At 74.4% G+C, this 21222-nt stretch carries 13 protein-coding genes; 6 read left to right on the forward strand and 7 right to left on the reverse strand.

The genetic code is table 11. The annotated features are described in order from the left end of the window. Positions 1 to 131: 131 nt before the first annotated feature. The 4 genes from B056_RS0106130 (at position 132) to B056_RS0106150 (ending at position 10335) form a co-directional block, all read left to right on the forward strand. A complete protein-coding gene (locus B056_RS0106130; protein WP_018501011.1) occupies positions 132 to 710 on the forward strand; it encodes an NADPH-dependent FMN reductase in 579 nt (192 codons plus the stop codon). A gap of 448 nt (positions 711 to 1158) precedes the next feature. Further along, positions 1159 to 1635 (forward strand): hypothetical protein, encoded by a 477-nt coding sequence (locus B056_RS45960; protein ID WP_407672313.1) that lies wholly within the window; start codon positions 1159 to 1161, stop codon positions 1633 to 1635. Positions 1636 to 1972: 337 nt separating this feature from the next. Then, positions 1973 to 8011: a hypothetical protein gene (locus B056_RS35400; protein WP_154676874.1), complete on the forward strand. Its 6039-nt coding sequence runs from the start codon at positions 1973 to 1975 to the stop codon at positions 8009 to 8011. After that, positions 8008 to 10335 (forward strand): MBL fold metallo-hydrolase, encoded by a 2328-nt coding sequence (locus tag B056_RS0106150; protein WP_018501015.1) that lies wholly within the window; start codon positions 8008 to 8010, stop codon positions 10333 to 10335. Before B056_RS35400 ends, B056_RS0106150 begins: the two co-directional genes overlap by 4 nt. A gap of 6 nt (positions 10336 to 10341) precedes the next feature. On the opposite strand, the gene B056_RS35405 is transcribed toward B056_RS0106150, so the two are convergent. After that, positions 10342 to 11340, reverse strand: coding sequence for a DUF6461 domain-containing protein (locus B056_RS35405; RefSeq protein WP_020572333.1), 999 nt, complete (start codon positions 11338 to 11340; stop codon positions 10342 to 10344). Then, entirely contained in the window at positions 11268 to 12179 is a 912-nt protein-coding gene (locus tag B056_RS39325) for a hypothetical protein (protein WP_230202849.1), read from the reverse strand. Before B056_RS39325 ends, B056_RS35405 begins: the two co-directional genes overlap by 73 nt. A 339-nt stretch (positions 12180 to 12518) precedes the next feature. Between B056_RS39325 and B056_RS0106160 the strand changes: the two genes are divergently transcribed. Beyond that, positions 12519 to 13286, forward strand: a complete 768-nt coding sequence (locus tag B056_RS0106160; protein ID WP_018501017.1) for an endonuclease V — start codon at positions 12519 to 12521, stop codon at positions 13284 to 13286. Here the strand turns inward: B056_RS0106160 and B056_RS35410 are convergent. Then, on the reverse strand, positions 13264 to 13863 hold the full coding sequence (locus B056_RS35410; RefSeq protein WP_018501018.1) for a hypothetical protein: 600 nt from the start codon (positions 13861 to 13863) through the stop codon (positions 13264 to 13266). The genes B056_RS0106160 and B056_RS35410 overlap by 23 nt on opposite strands. A gap of 74 nt (positions 13864 to 13937) precedes the next feature. Between B056_RS35410 and B056_RS0106170 the strand changes: the two genes are divergently transcribed. Further along, positions 13938 to 14645 (forward strand): hypothetical protein, encoded by a 708-nt coding sequence (locus tag B056_RS0106170; protein WP_018501019.1) that lies wholly within the window; start codon positions 13938 to 13940, stop codon positions 14643 to 14645. Positions 14646 to 14769: 124 nt separating this feature from the next. Here the strand turns inward: B056_RS0106170 and B056_RS0106175 are convergent, their stop codons facing one another. The 4 genes from B056_RS0106175 to B056_RS0106190 form a co-directional block, all read right to left on the reverse strand. After that, positions 14770 to 15678 (reverse strand): pentapeptide repeat-containing protein, encoded by a 909-nt coding sequence (locus B056_RS0106175; RefSeq protein ID WP_035750340.1) that lies wholly within the window; start codon positions 15676 to 15678, stop codon positions 14770 to 14772. Positions 15679 to 15947: 269 nt separating this feature from the next. Next, positions 15948 to 16694, reverse strand: coding sequence for an SDR family oxidoreductase (locus B056_RS0106180; protein WP_026239388.1), 747 nt, complete (start codon positions 16692 to 16694; stop codon positions 15948 to 15950). A 236-nt stretch (positions 16695 to 16930) separates the two neighbouring features. Next, complete coding sequence (locus B056_RS0106185; RefSeq protein ID WP_018501022.1) at positions 16931 to 17947, reverse strand: alpha/beta hydrolase; 1017 nt, start codon at positions 17945 to 17947, stop codon at positions 16931 to 16933. A 40-nt stretch (positions 17948 to 17987) separates the two neighbouring features. Next, positions 17988 to 20990 (reverse strand): BTAD domain-containing putative transcriptional regulator, encoded by a 3003-nt coding sequence (locus tag B056_RS0106190; protein WP_018501023.1) that lies wholly within the window; start codon positions 20988 to 20990, stop codon positions 17988 to 17990. Positions 20991 to 21222: the final 232 nt, after the last annotated feature.

Below are 21222 nucleotides of genomic sequence, written 5' to 3' on the forward strand. Positions count from 1 at the left end.
GCCCTGTTTACTTGAAGCGGCAAGTAGTCGGGTGAGGCCCACCGGTCAGCGTGGCCCAGCGGTCAGCACGGCCCACTGGTCGGGGTGGACCCGATGAGCCCACGTAGGTCCCTCCGGGAGAGAGTTCGCCAATGACCATCAAGATCGGCATCATCATCGGCAGCACCCGTCCGAACCGCAACGGCGAGCAGGTGGCCAAGTGGGTGTTCGACGTCGCCGCGAAGCGCGCCGACGCCGAGTTCGAGCTCGTCGACCTGCTGGACTACCCACTGCCGCACCTCGACGAGCCGCTCCCGCCGTCGCTGGGCCAGTACCAGAACGAGCACACCAAGCGCTGGGCGGCGAAGATCGCCTCTTTTGACGGCTTCGTGATGGTGACGCCCGAGTACAACCACAGCACCTCCGGCGTGCTGAAGAACGCCATCGACTACCTGTTCGCCGAGTGGGCGAACAAGGCGGTCGGCTTCGTCTCCTACGGCGGGGCCGGCGGCGCCCGCGCCACGGAGCACCTGCGCCTCATCGCCGGCGAGCTGCAGATGGCCGACGTCCGCCAGCAGGTCGTCCTGTCGCTGCTCACCGAGTTCGAGAACTTCAGCGTCTTCAAGCCCGGCGAGTACAACCTGGCCGCGTTGGGCACGCTGCTCGACCAGGTCGTGGCCTGGAGCGCGGCCCTGGCCCCGCTGCGTCAGCCTGCCGCCGCTCAGGCCTGACCGTTCGCCGTCGGCGCCCGCGTCCAGCGGGGCGCTCAGGGCGGGGACGGCGTCGCGGTCGGCGGCCGCCCAGCGCGGTGGCCGCCGGCGGGGCCAGTCCAGCAGCAACGCCATCGCCGCGACCAGGGTGGCGCTGCTCACGATCTCCCGATTCCTGGTCATTTCCCGGATGCGGGAGAGCGGGATCCATCCGAGACGGTCGGACTCGTTCTTCTCGGTCGGCGGCCCGACCAGTTCACACGCGTCGGCCCGGAACAGAAAATTCCGGGCGTTGGTGACGCCGGCCGCGGGTTCGGCGTAGAGAAGTGATGACAGGGCCGTTGCACGTGAGTGCTCGATGGCGCTTTCATGCCGCCTCACCTTTCGGTGGGGCACCCCGGGTCTGACCGGCCGTGGCTGTGGCTGTGGCCGTGCCCGGTTCCCGCTTCACGGCCACCTGCCCGCTCGCGTGGGTCCTACGGTCGGCGCCACGGGCGTTTTGCGTCTCCGACGTACTGGCGGCGACGAGGTTACGCAGGTTGATCGCGGCGTTGGCGTCGAGGTCAATCGCCAGTCCGCAGGACTGGGCGATCCGGTGGCGCCACATCATGAGGACCCGGCAATCGTCGACCGCCGCGACTACCGCGAGGTCACGGAGCCTGACCACGTGGTAGTCGCCCGCCGTGCCGTCGGGCCGCTCGACGTCGGGCCGCTCGACGTCGGGCCACCCGACATCGAGCCACCCGACATCGAGCCACGGGATATGGAGAACCTCGCGTTCTCTGTTAACCATCCAGCGTACTGCGGGACCCCCTTGCCTCTGGCCGCGGAGTTCGCCTTCCTGGAGACCGCCGCTATCCTGTGGCGGGTTTTTGTCGGGAACCCGTGCCGGCGCGGAACTCCACGGGTGGGCGTCGCCGGCATCGCCGTCGCGATTATGACCTGACGATGCCGTGGGAGCCGGCCTTTCCCTGTTCCGGCCATCGTTCGGGGCCGGGAGCGCCCGCCCGCCGGCCGGCCGGCGCAGGCGCCCGGCCCTTCGATATCGCCGGCGTGCGCAACGGATCCGTCGGCGAGTCGCAAACGTGCTGCACGCCGGACCTCGCCGCTAGGTCTGTGGCATCTGTGTGGTATCTGGATGAGGGCGGTGGACTCCCTTGATAGACCTGATTTGGGTGGTGGGATCCTTTCTTGTCGGTGGGCGACCGTAGGGTGGCGGCGACGCGGGCAGCCGTGCGGAGGATTAATTCAGAGCGCAGCAAACGAACAGGTCAGGGGGAGTCTTGCCGAGAGCGGGGAAGAGTATTTCGCGTGAGGAGAACAACGACCGGGCCGTCGGCGCGAACGCCGACTCGGGCGTGCCCGAACCTGTTGACGAGGCCACCTGCGAGCACGGGGTCGACGCGTACCCGTCCGTCCCGTCGACGGCGGCCTCCGAGCACTTAAGGAAGACGTGGTCCGCCGGCCCGGCCGGGCCGGCTGTGAGCGGGCCGGGTGAGGGCTTCCTCGCGATCCTGGGCGAGCTGGCCGGCGGAGGTCACGGCGAGCTCGTCCGCGCGGTGCCGCCCGCGATCCTGACGCTGCTGGCCGGTGACCGCCCGGTGCCGGGTGACCCGGTGCCCGGCGCGTCGGTGCCCGGTGGCCGCCTGGCCGTGCCCGCGCTGTTGGCGGCCGCCGGTGAGCTGGAGTCCGAGCGGCGGGCGCTGGAACGCGAGGCCCTGCTCGCGTTGACCGAGGCGATCGTAGGTGGCCGCGGAGTCGACGGTGACGTGTTCGCCCGTCTCGTCTCGTATCTGGCCGGCCTGCACCGGGTCCTCACCACCACCGCCACGCTCGGCGCGGTCGGCGTACCGCGGACCCTCCGGGAGGCGGCCGAGGTGCTCGCCGACGTGACGGCCCGCGCCGCGACCGCCGAGCTGGTGAGCCGCGTGCGGCGGCTGGCGACGCTCGCGGGCCCCGAGTACGCGGCGAACCAGGTGGCGAGCCTGGTCGCCCTCGCGGCCTCCGTCGACGAGAGCAGCGATCAGCGGCTCCTCGAGGGGCTCGACGCCCTCCTGTCACTGGTCGAGCTGGGTGGCAGCGACGGGCGGCGGACGGCGGAGCTCGCCCCGGTGGTCCTCTCGGCCCTGCCGGCCGAGGCCGCCCTGCTCCTGGCGCTCGCGGGCGAGATCACGGTCTCGGCCGACCCGCCCGCCGGCCCGGAGCCGCCCGCGGTCGGCCCCACCGACGCGGCCGCCACCGGCCGGCCCACCGAACCCGCCGACATCAGCGCGGGCGCGGCACCTGACACGGACCTCGCTTCCCCCGTCGGCGAGGACGCCCCCGCCGGCCTGGAAGGCCCCACCGGCGGGGGTGTCCTCGCCGGCCTGGGTGTCCTCGCTGGGCCGGGAGACCCCGCTGGCCCGGGAGACCCGGGGGACCAGGAGAAGAAGACCGGCCCGGTCGTGGCCGGACCACCGGCGGCCGACCTGCCGACGACCGACGCCCCGGCGGTCGAGGTACCGACCGGCACACCGGCCGCCGAGGTGCCGGTCGTCGGCCCGGCGGTGGCCGCGGAGCCGTCGTTGGACGACGTCGTCGCCAGGCTTGACTTCGTCCTGCCCGGCCCCGCCGGTCCGTCCGATGAGCTTCCCGGGCGGCCGGTCGCGCCGCCCTGCCAGGGGCGCGCCGTCCGCGAGCCGGAGCCCGCTCCCGTCCCGGGCGGTCTCGGGCGCGGTGTGGTCGAGCGCCGGCACACCACCGACCGGCTGTACGCGGAGCTCCTGGCCGGCGAGCAGTACGCCCTGGCCTACTGGCTGACCGGCGCGAGGGGTGACCCGGAGGCCGTCCAGGCCGCCCACCTGCTCACGGCCCACGCCGCCGCGATACGTACCTCCAGCGGCACGAACGCCGCCGCGTTCGCGCGGGCGCTGCCGTCGCTGGACGTCGACGTCCTGCGCGACCGGCCCGGTACCCAGATGCTGCTCTACGCGGCGTCGGTGCGCGCCGGTCTGCTGTCGCCGACGGCTGGCGCGGCCGGCCCGTTGAAGGAGATGACGCCGGCCATCGTCCGCCCCGGGACGGAGGTCGCCGACCTCACCCAGGCGCTGCTGACCGCGATGTACGCGGGCGTCTACCTCACGCCGCGCAGTGTCGACGCCGCCTCGGCGGCCGCCGCCGCCGAGGACGAGGTCGCGCGGCTCGCCGCGGCCGCCGCGGACATGCTCGAGACCGGTCCGTCCCGGACGATCCTCTACGCGAAGGCGACGGAGGTCCTGAAGGCGTGGATCTCGCCGTCGGGCATTCTCGGCGGGCCGCTGACCATGATCGTCTCCGGTCGGCAGGACCGGGAGACACTGGAGCGGGTCAGCCAGGCGGCCGCCCGCCTGCGCGACCGGGCCTGGCTGGCCACGAGCGTGCGGGGCATGCGCAAGGGGAACCGCGTCATCGAGGCGAAGGCCCGGGAGAAGCTGTTCGACTGGGCCGGCGACGTCGCCGCCCTGCTGTCGGAGTGGATCTCGGCGGTGGAGAACGTCAGCGCGGGCGCGGGCGCGGGATCCTGGATGGCCGGCCCGACGACCGACCTGCGCGCCCGGGTCGCCGCGCACCGGGCCGGCGCGATCGAGGAGCTGTCCGCGCACGCCACCTCGGGCGACCCTGGTGCCAGGGCGGGGATCCGCCTGCTGAACGAGACGCTCGACCTGCTGGCGGGCCGCAGCCTGACCGGGGAGGAGCTCGCCGCCGAGAAGCTGATCCGCGGCCCGCTGACGTTCGCGGCCGACCTGCCGCTGAAGGCCTCGCTCGGCCCGCTGCGCCGGGTCACCGTGGATGACGTCGCGGCCGCCTTCCAGGCCCGCGACGCCGGTCCCGAAGGATGGCGGCGGGTGTTCGCCAGCCGCGCCGCCCGCCACGACCAGGTCGGGACGCAGCTGCTCATCGACACCATCCGGCTCGACGAGCCCCGGGTCGCCCAGCAGCTGACCGCGGAGCGGGAGAAGGCCGTCGACCAGTCCGTCGCCGATGTGGACCGTGCGGTCGCCGAGCTGGCGGCGCGGATCGACGCCGACCGCCGGTTCGGCCGGCTCACCGTCGACGAGTGGACGGACCTGGCCAGCCGGGCGCGCGCCTTCCAGCCGGATCACCGCGGCCCGCGCCGCGACTTCGACGTCATGCTCGACGACCTGGCCGAGATCGACCACGATCGCTCCAAGAGCGCGCGGGTGGCGGTCGACGCAGAGCGGGACAACCTCTCCCGGGCCGTCCAGGCGGCCCGGGAGCAGGGGCTGCGGCCCGGCTTCACCCCCTCGGCACTGGACCGGATCGGCAGGCTCATCGACGACGGTGATCTCACGACGGCGGCCGAGTGCATCGTGACCGTCGCCGAGGGTCGCACCCTGCCGGGCCCGGCCGACCGGGTCGACCACCTCGCCCGGTTCGCCGGGGTGTTCCCCGCCCTGTTCGCCCGCGGCAAGCCGCAGCAGGGCCCGCACCGGCTGCTCTCCGACCTCATCGCCCTCCTCAACATCGGGCAGAACCCGAAGGACGGGCCGCTCGCCGCCGCGTTCGCCGCCGCCGGCGTCGATCTCACGGCCATCGGCCGCGGCACCACCGTCTCGGCCCGGGTCGTGCACTGGCAGGAGCTCTCCAAGGCCCGCTCGTTCGGCCCGCGGATCAACGGCGTGAAGGCGATCATGGAGCAGGCCGGCTTCATCGTCGACAAGACCACCACCCCGCCGACGAGGCAGGGGCTGGCCGGCGGGCGCGGCGCCTGGCTCGAACTGCACGGCGTCAAGGCGACCGCCGGCAGGGCGATCATCCCGGCCTTCGGGTCGGCGATGAGCAGCTCGGGCAACCCCCTGCGGCTGCTGGCCGTGTGGCGCAACCCGAGCCCGGCCGAGCTCGTGCAGATGCTCAAGGACGAGCAGCCCGACCGGTCCGTGGTCGTCCTCTACTTCGGCACCCTCGACCTGGACGCGCGGCGCGAGCTGGCGCACGAGTTCCGGACGGGGAGCAAGCTGCCCACCACCGCCGTGATCGACGACGCGGCGTTCGCCTACCTCGCCTGCCAGGCCAACCCGGGCCGGGACGTCACGATGGCGATCACCCTCCCGTTCACGTCCGCGTCGCCGTTCACCCCGGACGTCGCGGGCCTCGTCCCGGAGGAGATGTTCTACGGCCGCGGCACCGAGCGTGACCTGGTCACCGACCCGCTCGGGCCGTGCATCGTGTACGGCGGGCGCCAGCTGGGCAAGTCCGCGCTGCTGCAGGCCGCGGCGCGCAAGTTCCACGACGGCGGCGCGAAGCAGGCGCTCTACAAGTCGATCTTCCGGGTGGGTCAGGCCACCCCGGCCGACGGAGTCTGGGCCCAGCTCTGGCCCGACCTGGCCGAGCGGGGGATCGTCCCGGCCGAACGGCCCGCCGACGCCCGCGAGGCGTCCGCCGAGCTGACCGCGCACATCGCGGCCTGGACCGCCGCCGACCCGGACCGGCGGCTGCTGCTCCTGCTCGACGAGTCGGACGCGTTCCTCAACGCCGACGGTGACGCCTCCGGCGGCATGTTCACCCAGGTCAGCATCTTCAAGGAACTGATGGAGCGGACCAACCGCCACGTCAAGGTGGTCTTCGCCGGGCTGCATCAGACCGCCCGGTTCGAACGGCTGGCCAACCACCCGCTGGCCCACTTCGGCGACCCGATCTGCGTCGGTCCACTGGCGCCCCAGGCCGCGTTCGACCTGCTCACCAAGCCGCTGGAGGCGCTCGGCTACCGGTTCGCCGACTCCGACGTCGCGGCGCGGGTGCTGGCGCTCACCAACAGCCAGCCGGCGCTGATCCAGCTCTTCGGCGGGCAGCTGCTCAAGAACCTCGCCGCGAGCCCGCTGCCGCCCGGCGCGCCGCCCCAGTACGTCACCGGCGACGACGTCGAGCTCGTCTGGTCGGAGACCAAGCTGCGCGAGTCGTTCCGCAAGCGCTTCGACTGGACGATCAACCTCGACCCGCGCTACAAGGTCATCGCCTACGTCATCGCCCTGCACGCGCACGACTGCGGCATCGACAGCACCCTGACACCGTCCAGGCTGCGCGCCGACTGTGAGGAGTGGTGGCCGGCCGGGTTCTCCTCGGCCGACGTCCGGGCCGACGAGTTCCGCGGGCTGCTGGACGAGTGCGTCGACCTCGGCGTGCTGTCGTACACCGGCCGCGGCTACCGGCTGCGCACCCCGAACGTGCTGGACCTGATCGGCGGCCGGGACGCCGTCTGGGAGGCGCTGGAGCAGGCCGAGTCGTTCGAGGTCGCCCCCGTGTTCGACGCCAGCCTGATGCGGCCGTCGTACGGCACCGGCGCGACCCGGGCGCCGCTGACCAGCGCGCAGATCGCCGACCTGCTCGCGCCGCGCAACCAGGTGCGGGTCGTCGCCGGCTCCGCCGCGCTGACCGTCGAGCGCTGCTGGAAGACGCTGGACGACGCCAACAAGGACGCCGGCCGTGGCACCCTCCTGCGTGAGGCCGCGGCGGCGACCCTGAAGGCGACCTGCCAGCAGGCCACGCTGAAGGCCGCCCTGCACCACGCCGTGCTGGTGGTCGACCTGAAGCAGAACGGCGGAGCGGGCGCCGCGCTGCGCGTGTGGGAGCAGGCCCGGGAGCTGATCGCGGCGCATTCCCCCGGCACGCTCGGCATCGTGCTCGTCCTCGGTCCCGCGCAGGCCGCCGCCTGGCCGGCGGTGTACCGCGCCTCGGACACCTCCTCGGGCCTGACCGAGGTACGCCGTTACGAGAACGGTGACCTGCGCCAGTGGCTGGCCGAGACGAACCTGCCCTTCCAGGACGATGCCTCCCGCGCCGAGCTCCTCGCGGTCACCGGCGGCTGGCCGATCCTGATCAACAAAGTCGCCGACCAGTGGTACAGCGACCACGAGGCGATGTCCACCGATCCGCTGGCCCCGAGCCGCGCCTGGCTCGCCGACCGGGCGCACGCGGCCGAGCTGGTCATCGCGTCCGGCGTGCGGGCCGACGCGCCGCTGTCCGCGGCCTGGGACTGCATCGTCACGCAGCTCGCCGGGGCGAAGGAGCCGCTGTCCGAGTTCGTCGACTACCTCGACCTGCTCGCGGACGATGACGACCGCGGCGCCGACCTGCGGCCGGGGGCGCTGGCCGCGGCCGGATACCGCGACAACGCGGACGTCGTCCAGGTCCTTCGCGCGCTGGGCCTGCTGCGGCCGACCACCGAGGGCAGGTTCTTCGCGGAACCGGTGCTGGCCGAGGCGACCCGGTTGACCGAGGGGACGCGGCCGGCCGGGACGACGCGGCCGGCCGGGACGAGCGGACTGCCCGGGGCGGCCCGCGGATGAGGCCCGGTTCCGCGGAGCTCGTGGACGGAATCCTGGCCCACGCCACCACCCGGGTACTGGCCACCGCCCGGTTCGCCGGGCAGCGGATCCCGCCAGCCGCCTTCGCCACCGACAACCGGGCCATGCTGTTGCTCGACGTGATCGCCCGGATCCCGGCGATGCGGGCCGAGCTGGCCGCCAGGCACGCCGACGACCTCGCCGGCCAGCCGGCGGCCGTGCTGGCGCTGCTCGGCGACGACACCGCCGCGGCCGAGCGAGCCGCGGTGCTGCTCGCCGACCAGCGTCGCGTCCGCGCCATGACCCGCGCGGCGGTGCGCGGTCCGGACAGCCCCCTGGTGCCCGCGTCCGCGTCCGCGTCCGCCGACACTCCTGCCGGGGCCGGGGCCGGGGCCGGGGCCGGGGCCGGGGCCGACGCGGCTGCCGCGGTCGGGCCCGACGACCCGCGCAAGGCCAGGAACCTGGCGAAGAAGCTCGAGGAGGCCCGCCGTCGCATCGAGGTCGCCAACGGCCGGATCGGGTACCGGGACGTGGAGATCCGGGCGCTACGGGCACAGCTCGCCGCGCTCACCGACGACCTCGACGAGGCGCAGGCGGTCATGAGCGCGCTGCGTTCGGAGCTGGCGGCCGTCCGGGCCGCCTCCCGGGCGCTGGCCGGGGATGTCACGGCGGCCGCCACCCTGCTGGCCGCGGCCGTCGCGCCGCCACCGCCGGGCCCGGCACCGGAGTTCGATCCACGGGAGCAGGACCGGATCGGCCACACCCTGCCCGACCCGGGCGGTGCCGCCGCCATGAACGGTGCCGCCCACCCGCACGGTGCCGCCGAGCCGTGCCCCGGGGAGGAGCTGTCCGTCGACCCACGCGTCGCCAGCGCCGTGACGGGCGCCGGGCTGGCCATCGACGTGTTCCGCCGTGTCCTGCAGGTGATCGGCGCGCCGGGGCGGGTGGCGCCGGGGGAGGCCACCACCCGGGAGATCACCCTGACCCCGCTCGGGGGCGGCACGGAGATCGGCGGCTCGTGCATGCTCGTCGCGGCCGGGGACGTCCGGGTCCTCGTGGACGCCGGGATGCGCCTGCGGCAGCCGATCGACCGGGCGGGGCCGCCCGACATCGGCGTTGTCGAGCGGGGCGGCCGGCTCGACGCGATCGTGATCACCCACGCCCACAACGACCACGCCGGGTACGTGCCCGCGCTGACCGCCCGGTTCCCGGACGTCCCCGTGCTCTGCACCGCGGAGACCAGGGCGCTGCTGCCGGTGATGTGGAACGACTCGGCGAAGGTGTTCCGCGCCGCCCGCGCCGCCCGCCTCACGCCCGCCGACCACCCGCCGGCCGGCGGGGCGGCGGCGGTGGTGGCGCCGCCGTACGGCGAGGTCGAGGTCGAGGCCGCGCTGCGGCGAGTCGTGGCGGTCGGGTACGGCCGGCGTGTCCCGATCCGCGACGGTGTCGCCGTCGAGCTGTTCCCCGCCGGGCACATCCTCGGCGCGGCCGGTGTCGTGGTCTCCGCCGGCTCCAGCCGGGTCACCGTCACCGGCGACGTGTCCACCCCGGGGCAGGCCAGCGTCGGCGGCCTGGTCGTACCCCCGGCGGCCCGCGCCAGTGATCTGCTCGTCATCGAGTCCACCTACTGCAACCACGACGGCCGTGACCGCGAGCACGAGGTCAACGACTTCGTCGCCCGGGTCGCGGCGACCGTCGAGTACGGCCGGGTCCTCGTGCCGGCGTTCGCGCTCGGCCGGGCCCAGGAGGTCGCCCTCATCCTGCGTTCCCGGCTGCCGGACGTTCCCGTCCTCGTCGACGGCATGGCCCGGGAGATCAGCCGCGTCTACGAGGAGCAGACGGCCGCCGCCGGCCGGCCGCTTCAGATCTTCGGCGGTCCGGTCCGGCCCGTCCGCCCCCAGCTGCGCGCCGCGGAGATGAGCTCGTTTCGCCGCGGTGTGATCATAACGACGTCCGGGATGCTGTCCGCCGGTCCCGCGGTCCAGTGGGCGCGCCGGATTCTGCCGGACCCGAACTCGGCGCTGCTGCTGTGCGGCTACCAGGACGAGGACTCTCCCGGCCGGGAGCTGCTGGAGCTCGCCGAAGGCGGCGGTGTCTTCCGGCTCGGCGGAGAGGTGGTGCCGGTCAGCGCCGAGGTGAAGAAGTTCGGTCTCTCCGCGCACGCCGACCGGCGTGGCCTGACCGACGTCATCAGGCAGGTGGCACCGGAGGAGGTGATGCTCGTCCACGGCGACCGGTACCGCCAGCTGGAGTACGGCCAGCACCTGCGCCGCCTGCACTACCGGGTCGCCGACACGTCCCGCTGGGAGCGACGCCCGGCCGGCTAGCCGGCCTCAGCTGTCGGGCATCAGGTAGGCCACACCGCCCGCCTCGATCCGCTCGACATCCACCGGCCGCACCGGGTGGCCGGTGGACCGCTCGACGGCTACCAGGCATTTTTCGATCTTGTTCCGGTGGTCGGTGAGGTCCAGCCCCTCCAGGTAGGGCAGCGCGGCCGGCGCGATCTCGGCCGCCCGGTCGAGCCCGGGTTCGAAGGACGCGACGATCCTGCCGTGCTCCGCGAGCGACAGCCGGGTGAGCGCGTTGACATTCCAGAACATGCTGGCAGCCCGGCCCCGCCGGGACAACGCCCGCAGCACCTGCGCCTGGGCGCCCTGGAAGCCGTTGTCCTCGACGGCCAGCACGGCACCCTCCACGGCCAGCACGGCCACCCAGAACCGGCCGGCGCGCCACGTCTCGCGCAGCATGGCCATCGACATTGGTGTGGTGGCGTCCGCGCCGAACGCGCGGAGCACCCGCGTGATGTCGGCCCCCGGGATGACCGTGACGGTGGCCGCCTCCCCGATCGGGCTGCGGCGAACCCAGCGGTAGGCGGCCTCCGGCCGGACCGGGGGCGGTGGCTCGCCGCGCAGCCGGTGCCCCAACCGGTCGGACCGCCGGTACACGACCTCCGGCGCGGCCGGGGCCTCCCAGACGACGAGCAGGTAGCCCTCTCCGCTGCGCGGGTCGCCCTCGTACTCCTCGCCGTCGTCCCGGTCGCGGGCGTGCACGCGCAGTCGGTACGTGCCCGGCCACGGCGGGGTCTCGCCTTCCACCGCGGGGATCGCCGGGCCGGCCCCGACGACGGAGGCGGACCCGGCCGCCGTGCTCCAGCTGACCTCCACTACCTCGTCCCAGCCGGCGAGCTCGACCTCGTCCGGCGGGCCCTGGAGAACCGCCAGGCGGACATGCGGCGAGCCGGCCGCCGCCCCGGTGCGGATCAGCGCGCCACCGGGGATGGTCTCGACCAGCCCGTTCGCGGCGAACGCCGCGGGTGCCGCCGATGCCGGCACCGCGACAGCGACCGCCACCGCGAGGGCGAGGTGCGCCGCACCGTGCCGTGCCGTGCCGCGACCGCCTCCTCGGCCGCGGCCGCCTCTTCAGCCGGGACCGCGACCTCGGTTTCGGTCGTGACCTCGGCTCCGCCGATGGCGATGGCCGCTGCCTCCACCGCGAGCAGCGGGGTGACCCGCGGGTGGGAGCTGAGTGCTCGCACCAGCTCGCAGGTGAGCGTGCTCGCGCCCCAGCGGGCCTGGTCGACCATGATCACGGCGGCCTCCGGTTCGCCGCCGCCACTGGCCATGGCGAACGCGACCACCTGCCCGCCGGCGGGCGCCGGGACCCCGGCCGCCAGCCCGGTCGGGACGCCACCCAGCTCCAGCGCGCCGAGGGTCAGATCCAGCGCGCCGAGCAGGCGTTGCGCCAGCAACGGGCCGAGACCGCGCAACGCGCGCAGCACGGGCGACTCGGCCGCGCCGGCGGGGAAGGGCGGTACGAAGAACGGCTGCGGTGCGGGCGGCGGGCCCGGCCGCGCCGGTGGGATCGGCCCAGGCCCGGACAGGCTCACGCGCGCCACCGACGGCCCCGGGCGCGGCGACCGTGGCTGATCGAGCAGGACCTGCTCCTGACAGCCGGCTCGGCCGGAGCGCCCCCTCGGGCTCGTGCCCTGACCGGCGGTGCCCGGCGCCCATGACCCTCCGGGCACGCCGAGCCGGCCGAGCTGGGCCGCCGGGGCAGGTGGGATGACGTCCGCCAGCGCCGGCACGACCCGGGCCACGGCCTCCGCGAGCGCGTCAAGCGCCGCTTCCGGGGGCATCGTCGTGCCGTCCGCAGCGCCTGTCCGGTGTTCCACAGTCCGCCTCCTGCCTCACGGTTCCGGTGAGGGTGTGAATTCTCGGCTGGTGGTTCCCGCGCGGGCCGGTTGAATCCCGCGCCCGGATGCTTCCACGGAGGTCCGACAGAAATTCGCCGCGCCGGGACGGCCGGTGCCGGCGCCCGCCCGGGCGCCGGCACCGGCGTACACTCGCGGCGGTTTCCCCTGTCTGGCATGAGGCTCCTGCTGAAATACCCGAGGTGAGAACATCCGAAGGGATTCTTGTCGCCGGTGTGACGTGCTCCGTGGTGTGCGCGGGGAAACGGCCAACACCGACCCGGCGAGTGTTTTCGCTGGTCATAGCGGGTGGTACCGAGATTGAGTGAGCCGTGCGCGAGCCCGGGTCGGCGTCCGACGATCGAGCCGGGCCCCTGGCCGGTCACCGCGGCGGAGGCGGAGGACGTCCAACGGCGGTTGCGCGCGCGGGTCGAGGTCGTTCCCGCGGCGTCCGGGATCGATACGGTCGCCGGTGTCGACGTGGCCTACGACACCGGTTCGGACCTGGTCGCCGGGGCCGTCGTCGTACTCGACGCGGCTTCGCTGAGTGTCGTGGTGTCGTCGACGGTCGTGGGCCGTGCCGCGTTCCCGTACGTGCCGGGGCTGCTCGCCTTTCGGGAACTGCCGACGCTCGTGACGGCGTGGAACAGGCTGCCGCCCGACATCTGTCCCGATCTCGTGGTGTGCGACGGCTACGGCCTGGCGCACCCCCGCCGCTTCGGCCTCGCGTGCCACTTCGGAGTGCTGACGGGCCTGCCGACCTTCGGTGTCGGCAAGACCGCGTTCGTCGGCGCCGCCGAGCCACCGCCCGCCGCCCGCGGTGGCTCCTCGCCGCTGATCGTCGATGGCGAGGTCGTCGGCCGTGCGCTGCGTACCCAGGACGGGGTCAAGGAGGTCCACGTCTCGGTGGGGCACCGGATCGAGCTCGACCAGGCCTGCGCGCACGTCCTCGCGCTGACGCCGCGGTTCCGGCTGCCCCAGACCACCCGGGCCGCCGATCAGGCCGCCCGCCGCGTGCTGCGGTCCGCTCGGGCGGCCCGGATGGAACCGAAAGGCCGGCAGGACGTCACTGACAGCCCCGGGGACTGAACGGACGAGACGCGCTGCCGAGTGTTCCCGCGGCGAACAGCGTCCCGGACAGCACGAGCATGTACGCCGGGAAACCGCAGGCGGCGAAGGACGGTCCGTCGACGGTCAGCAGGGTGATCGCCGCGCTCGCCACGGCGAGGAGATACACCCGGCGGCCCTCGGAGTCGGGCCACCGAAAGGCCTTGCGTACGGTCGGCGCGGCGGCGCACGCGTCCGCGGTGATGCTCAGCGCGATGCTGATGTTCCCGTCCCGGAGCAGTGCGAGAAACAGCAGGCCGAGCAGGGAGAGCCCGCCGCAGCCGAGATCGAACCGCGACGACGCCCAGTAGGCGTTTCGGCCGATGAACGAGCAGCCCAGGATGACGAGCGGCCCGAGGCCCACCATCAGGGTGGTCAGGGAGGTGATCCCGACTCCCTCGGCCAGTTGCGCGGTGAAGGCCACCAGCGGTGCGAGCGCCCACAGAAACCAGGTGACCCGGTTCGGCCTGATCCTGCCGCGCAGGGTCCCGCTCGCGTAGGCCGCGGTGCCGACGGCATTGCAGGCGATGGCCGCGACGACAAACCAACGGCTCAGCACCCGACATCCCGATGGCTCAGCACCCGACATCTCCTTCGGCCGGTGGGCGGTGTTCCCAATGCCACGATGAACGGGTGGACGAGTGGACGTACGGACCGGTGAACGAGCTTGTGGACGCTTGGTCTGAGCTGGTGGCGGGAGTCAAGATCGGAGTGAGCCTGCCGCATCTGGCGGCGGACGCGCTGGCGGCCGGGGTCGACAGCCCCGCGCTGCGTGAGCTGGCCGCCCTGGGAGTTCGTGACGATCTCGAGGCGCGTCGCCTGCTGCCCGTCGTGCTCGTGGAGCTGGGCCGCGACCTCGAGCCGACGACGGACGCGTGGGGTGAGCTGTTTCCCTGGGAGGAGTCGCGCGCCCGGTTCGAGCCCGGTCTCGTGGCTCGCACCGAGCAGGCCCTGGTCATCGTGCAGCGGGACCTGGACGGGACCGAGGCCGGTCTGGGCCGCCTGACGCTCCACTGGTCGGGTGGATACGGCGATGACGGCGAGCCGCAGCTCCTCGTCGGCTTCGACGGCGAGCCCTATCGCGGCGGGGGCAACCCCGTGGAGTGCCTGGGCGGCACCGACCTGCCCCGCAGGGTGCTGTCGCTCGCCGCGAACGTGCAGGAGTGCGTGATGGAGATGTTCCAGTTCTACTGGCCGACCTGCGCCCGTCATCGCCGCGGGCTGCACCTGCCGGACTGGGACTGGGACGGAGCCGGATGGCCGGTGTGGCGCTGCCGGGCCGAGGGAGGTCATGTGGCAGTCCCGGTCGGGGGACTGCGGACGGAACCGTCGATCTCCTGATTCGCCCGCCAGCCCCAGGAGGCCAGAACGATGTCGTGCGCACCCGACCGCCGCCGTGGGGTGCTCGCCGTGGGCGGCTCGGCGGTGCGCCGCGGAACATCTCCTCGGTGGGTCGCCGGGTGGGTCAGCCGGGCGTCCGGCGCTGGTGGCCGGGACGGGTCGGCTCGTCGGAGATCTGGAAGACACCCGGGGCGACCTGCCGGGACGCCGACCGCGTCCGGTAGGTCCACTCGCCGGGTGGCCAGGTCGTCGCGGTCGACCAGTACACCCGGTCGAGGCGGGCGGAGCTGAGCCGGGCGGTGCCCAGGTCCGCGCCGCGCAGGTCCGCGCCGCGCAGGTCGACTCCGCGTAGGACCGCCCCGGTCAGGCGGATCCCGCGCAGGTCCGCCTGCCGCAGGTCGGCCTGCCGCAGGACGGCGTCGGTGGCGTCCGCCGCGCGCAGGTCCGCGCCGCGCAGGATGATCCGGTCGGCGTCGGCTCCGCGCAGGTCAGCGCGGGCGAGGAAGGCCTTCCGGAGATCCACGCCGTGGAGGAAGGCTCCGTGCAGGTCCGTCCCGTGCAGGTCGGCGCCGGTGAGGAAGGCGCCGGCGAGCAGCGCGCCGGCGAGGTCCGCGCCGCCGAGCGCGGCCTGGCTGAGATCGGCGTCCCGCAGGTCGGCCCCGCGCAGGCAGGCGTCCCGGAGGTCCGCGCCGCGCAGGTCGGCGCCGCTGAGGTAGGCGCCGTGCAGCCGCGCCCCGCGCAGGATCCGGCCGGTGAGGCACACCCCGGCCAGGTCCGCGCCGGTCAGGTCCGAGCCGGCGGCGTACCCGCCCGTCCGAGGCCTCCCGCGCAGCGCGGCGAGCAGGCCACCCAGCGACCCCAGTCGCGCGGGGGCGCCGCCCTGGGGCCCGGCGCCCGGTGCGGCCTGACCCGGTGCGGCCTGACCCGGTGCGGCCTGATCTGCCGCTGCGTGATCCGGAGCCGGGTGGCCCGGCGTGTCGGAACCTGGGGTGCTGAGCGGCCGGGTGTGCAAATCCCGGCGCTCAGCACCCATCGTGATCACCCGTACGTCGCGAAAGCGGGGCGACCGGTAACTCCACCGCGGCAATCATGGTTTCTCCCCGGGAGCCCGGACGCCCGCACGTGGCCTGCGTCATAGGCAGTGACATTAGCCACATGCGAGCTGAGAGGGGAGTGATTGCCCCGGTCGATGCTCTCCCGACCGGAATTCGGGTGGTTAAGGTGCCTGATCTCGCCGTCAGACGGGTCTCGTCGTCAGGCTGATCCGGTTGTCAGACCGGTTCTGCCGTCAGGCGGGGGCCGTCAGGCGGGGGCCGCCGGGCGGGGGGTCACGGCCACCGAGGGGATGGTGCCGCCGCACTGCAGCACGACGTCCACCACACGCAGCAGCTCCGCGACGTCGAGCAGCGTGCCGGCCATGTAGCCACGCTGCGCCCAGATCTGGTGCACCTCCCCGGCGTACTCCCTGTCCCATCCCGTGACGAACTCGGTCCCGGAGTCACCTTCGCCGCCGGCGCAGTCCCCGACGATGACCCGGGTGAAGCCGATGGACGGGTGCTCGCCGCGCATCGAGTCGATGAGCTTGTCGAGCGCGGCCTTGCTCACGTTGTAGGCCGCGAACCCCGGCCAGGGCGGCGTCAGGGACGCGCTCACCGAGGACAGATAGGCCGCCACGCCACCCGAGGCCTTCAGGTGGGGGAGGGCCGCGGCGGTGATCAGCGCGGCGCCGATCACGTTGGTGTCGAACGCCTTGCGCCAGGTGGCGGCGCTGGTCGTCTCGAACCGGGAGAGCGGCCCGATGCCGGTGGCGTAGACGATCGCGTCGATCCCGCCCAGGCCCGTCGCCGCCTCCTCGATCGCCGCCTGGCAGGACTCCTCGTCGGTCACGTCGCAGGCGATGGCGAGCGTGCCCGGCCCGGCCTCCTTGGCCGCCTCGACCAACCGGTGCTGCCTGCGGGCGAGCAGGGCCACCTGGTTGCCGCGCTGGCCCTGGTCGACGCCGATACACCGGCCGAGGCCGCTCGACGCACCGACCACCACAACTCTCATCGCCTGCACTCCAGTTCTGTAGGCAGTTCTGCCGGGTCGTGGGCCATGGGCCGCAGGAAGCGGGGTCGCTCGGCGCCCACATGCCGCGGTGGACGGCCCGATGTCAAGCTCCGCCGGGCCGTCAGGCCTCATAAGTGAACACAAACACGGACGAGTATCGAGTGAACCACGTCACCGCCACCGGCGGGGCGGGCCGGAGACAGCGCGGCCGACGGCGCGGGCCTGCGACCGGCGGGTCAGGTGGGCAGGAGGCGGCGCAGCCACTGGAGCCGCGCGGCCTTCGCCGCCCGCGAGAGCGCGGCCTGCGGGGCCACCAGGTCGAACCCGTGGAAGCCACCGGGCCAGACGTGCAGCTCGGCCGCGCCCCCGGCCTGCCAGATGCGGCTCGCGTAGGTCACGTCCTCGTCCCGGAACGTCTCGGCCGAGCCGACGTCGACGAAGGTGGGCGGCAGCCCGGAGAGGTCCGCGGCCCGGGCCGGGGCCGCGTAGGAGGAGACATCGGGGCCACCGCGGGCCTCGCCCAGCAGAGCCGACCAGCCCATCTCGTTCATCGACCGGTCCCAGATCCCCAGCCCCGCCATCTGCCGGGCGGACGGGGTGTCGTTGCGGTCGTCGAGCATCGGGCACATCAGCAGCTGCCCGGCCAGGACCGGGCCGCCGCGGTCGCGGGCCAGCAGCGCGGTCGCCGCGGCCAGGCCGCCGCCGGCGCTCTGCCCCGCGATGATGATCCGGGCCGGGTCGACGCCCAGGTCGGCCGCGTGCGCGGCGGTCCACGCCAGGCCCGCGTAGCAGTCCTCGACCGGTGCCGGATGGGGATGCTCAGGTGCGAGACGGTAGTCCACCGAGACCACCACGAGGCCCAGTTCCTGCGCCCAGTCCAGCGGTTCGTCCAGCCCCAGCCGGTTGTCGCCGATGATCATCCCGCCGCCGTGCGCGAAGTACAGGATGGCGCGGGGTGTGGTGAGCGCGGTGGGGCGGCACACGAGCAGGGACACCTCGGGTCCCCCGGGCGGGCCGGGTACCGACACCTCCGTCAGCTCGACGGCCCCGTCGCGGGCCAGCCGCGCGTCCTGGTCCTTGTCCCGGGCCCCGCCGGTGCGCCCCCGGACGGCCAGGACGGCGTCCAGCGTCCGCATCCCCTCCAGCGCCTGCCGCATGATCGCCATCGTCGGGCTCACCTCGGCGTCGAACGGCGGCGGCGGCCCGGCGACGCCGTCCTGGCGCGGGGTCGATAACGGGGAGTCGACGGTCATCGGCGGTCCTCCTGCGTCGGCGCGGAGCATGAGCGGGCGTTCACGCAATGCCCGTCGAGCATCGTCCCTGCTTGTCGTCCGACGGGCGACCGGTCGGGCCGGGGGCCTGGGAGAGCAGGCCCAGGACCCCGCGCATGTACTCCAGGGCCCGGCGGTCGTCGAGCCGCCGGCCGCCGGCCCGCTCCCGTTCCGGGTCCACGCGGGGGTCGGCGGCGACCCGGGCCGCCGCGCCCTCGACGAGCGTCCGCCACGCGGGATGTTCGAGCAGGCCGGTCGTCTCCAGGAAGCCCAGCATGCGGGCCGCGTCCTCGAGCCGGCCGACGGCCGCCGCCATGTTGACGAACTCGACCGTGGTGACGCAGGCGGCCTGCATGTTCCCGTCGTCGAGCAGCTGCTCGACGTGCGCGTGCAGGATGGCGAACGCCCGGGCCCGCTCGCCGCGGCGGAAGACCGCCCGGGCCTGGACGGCCCGGTTCGGCGAGTGCGTCCGGGCCGGCACCTCGACGCCGACGGCCTCGTCGAACAGCCGGTCGGCGCGGTCGTGCCGGCCGCGCAGCAGCGCCGAGTAGCCGAGCAGCACCAGCGTCAGGTTCAGCAGGGTGGGCGGCCCCTGCCGGCGGTACCGCTCGACCAGCGTCCCGACCACGGCGTCGTGCTCGGCGAACCGGCCGGTGAACAGCAGGGCGGCGCCGACGTCCAGCTCGAACTGCTCGGCCAGGTCGCCCTCGCCGCGTCGGCGCAGCTCGGCCACGGCCGGCGCGGCCCAGGTCAGGTGGGCCGGGTAGTCCTCGTAGACGGACGCCCGCGCATGGTGGACGAGCGGGTGGTCCGGCTCGCCGTGGCGGGCGACGAGCCGTTCGTAGGCGGCGCTGTCCTGGCTCATCTTGTAGCGCTGCGCCGCCCAGGTGAGCGCGAAGACGACGAGGTCGGGGTCCGGCTCCGGCTCCGGCCGGCCGGGGGTGAGGTCCGGCTCCGGCCGGCCGAGCGTCAGGAGCCGTTCGATCCAGTCGCCGATCTCGTGGCGGCTGCGGCGGACGACCTCCACCACGACACGGCGCACGAGCGCCCGGGCCAGCGCCACGTCGCCGGCCGCGCACGCCCGGTCGAACGCGGCCCGCAGATCGGGCCAGAGCTCGTCGAGCCGGGCGACGCCCTCGACCTCGGCCGGACCGGCGAGCAGCACCTGGATCCGGGTGGCCGCCGCCAGGCACCAGCGGGCGTGCCGCTCGGTCGCCTGCCGGGTCTCGCCGGCCTCGGCGAGCCGTTCGGCGGCGAACTGGCGCATCGTCTCCAGCAGCCGGAAGCGCCGCCCGAACGGCCCCGCCTCCGCCACCAGCATCGACCTCGCGACAAGGTCCCCGAGCAGATACTCCGCCTCGCCCGCCTCGCCCGCCGCGACGGCGGTGGCCGCGCCCAGGTCGAACGGCCCGGCGAAGACCGACAACTGCCGGAACAGGCGTCGCGCGCCGGGAACGAGCAGGTCGTAGGACCACCGCACGGTGGCACGCAGCGTCCGGTGCCGCTCGTCGGCGGTCCGCGCCCCGCCGACGAGCAGGCGAAGCTGGTCGTCGAGACGCTCGAGCAGATCGGTGAGGCCGAGCGCCGCGGTGCGCGCGGCGGCCAGCTCGATGGCCAACGGGAGGCCGTCGAGCCGGCGGCAGATCTCGGTGATCTCGGCGCGCCCGGCCCGCGCGTCGAAGGCGGGGAAGACCGCGCGGGCCCGTTCCGCGAACAGCTCGGCGCCCGCCCCGGCGGGTTCCAGCGGGCCGACGGCGACCAGCCGCTCGAAGCCGTGCCCGAGGCCGAGGGGTTCCCGGGAGGTGGCCATGATCCGCACCTCGGGGCACCCTTCGGCGATCGCCTGGGCGAGCACCGCGGCGCCGTCGACGACATGCTCGCAGTTGTCCAGGACGAGCAGCACCCGACGCTGGCGCAGCGCCGCCACGACGGACTCGCCCAGCGGGCGCCCGGAGCTCTCCGTCACGCCCACGACGCCCGCCACCGCCCGCGCCACGTCGGACGACGCCGCGATCTCGGTGAGCTTGACCAGCCAGACGGCGCCCGCGTCGGGGTGCCGCGCCGCCGCCGCGAGGGCCAGCCGGGTCTTGCCGATCCCGCCCGGCCCCACCAGGGTCACCACCGGCGCGACGGCCAGCGCGCCGCCGACGGCCTCCAGATCATGCTCGCGGCCGAGCAGCCGCCCCAGCCGGCGGGGGAGATTGCCTGGGCGGTCGTCCGGCCCAGGCCGGACGACCGCCTCTCCGAGCCCTTCACCCGCCTCGCCGGGCCCCTTGCCTGCCTGGCCGAAGCCACCGCCTGCCCGGCGACCGATGCCACCGCCGTGCGGGAGGAGCCGCTCGTCGTGCGCCAGGACCAGCGCCTCGAGTTCGCGCAGCGCCGGCCCCGGCTCCACCCCGAGCGTCTCGACGAGGTGCGTACGGGCGGCACGGAACGCGGCCAGCGCCTCGGAAGGCCGCCCGGCCCGGTAGAGCGCCGTCATCAGCAGCGCCCACAGGCCCTCCCGGAGCGGGTGGGCGGCGGTCAGCTCGGTGAGCCGGCCCAGCGCGGAACGCGCGTCGCTCTCCACCCGGTGGGCCAGGTCCACCTCGACGGCGGCCAGCCACCGCTCGACCAGCCCGTCGACGGCCCCGGCCAGCCCGGGGGCGGCCAGCCCGGCCAGCGGCGGGCCCGCCCACTCGGCGAGGGCGGCGGCGACGTCCCGCTCGTCGAGCAGCCGCTGGAAGCGGACGACGTCCACCGCCTCCGGGGCGACGTCCAGCAGGTATGCGGCGCCGACGCGGCGGATCGAACCGGGGCCGAGCGCCCGGCGCAGCCGGGTGGCGTAGGACTGCAGGGTGCGCTCGGCCGTCCTGGGCGGGTGCGGGCCCCAGACCAGCTCCACCAGCCGCCCGACCGGCACGACCCTGCCGGGGGCGAGCGCGAGCGCGGCGAGCAGCGCCTGGCACTTGGCCGGGCCGACGTCGACCGGCTCGCCGCCGGACGTGACGACACCGACCCCGCCCAGCAGCCGGATCCGCAGCACGGGCGCGCTCCCTGCCTCGACGACTTCCTGCCTCGACCTGCCTCGGCGAATTCCCTGTCGTCTCGACGGTTCTCCGCCCCGGCGATCAATTCCTCCGCCGCCAGTATGCGGCCCGCCACCGACACTCAACCGCCGCGCCAGCGATTCACCGCCGCCGCTCAACACGGCGCCGCCACCGTCGCCTCATGACGGTTCTCAGCTTGGACGCCAGGCGCGCCCGCGCCGCCGCGAC

Source organism: Parafrankia discariae (assembly GCF_000373365.1).
GTDB lineage: Bacteria > Actinomycetota > Actinomycetes > Frankiales > Frankiaceae > Parafrankia > Parafrankia discariae.

Bases quoted from the DNA above. Each gene is read 5' to 3' on its own strand.
- B056_RS0106130 (WP_018501011.1), top strand. From the start codon at position 132: ATGACCATCAAGATCGGCATCATCATCGGCAGCACCCGTCCGAACCGC.
- B056_RS0106185 (WP_018501022.1), bottom strand. From the start codon at position 17,947: ATGACCGTCGACTCCCCGTTATCGACCCCGCGCCAGGACGGCGTCGCC.
- B056_RS0106150 (WP_018501015.1), top strand. From the start codon at position 8,008: ATGAGGCCCGGTTCCGCGGAGCTCGTGGACGGAATCCTGGCCCACGCC.
- B056_RS0106175 (WP_035750340.1), bottom strand. From the start codon at position 15,678: ATGGGTGCTGAGCGCCGGGATTTGCACACCCGGCCGCTCAGCACCCCA.
- B056_RS0106180 (WP_026239388.1), bottom strand. From the start codon at position 16,694: ATGAGAGTTGTGGTGGTCGGTGCGTCGAGCGGCCTCGGCCGGTGTATC.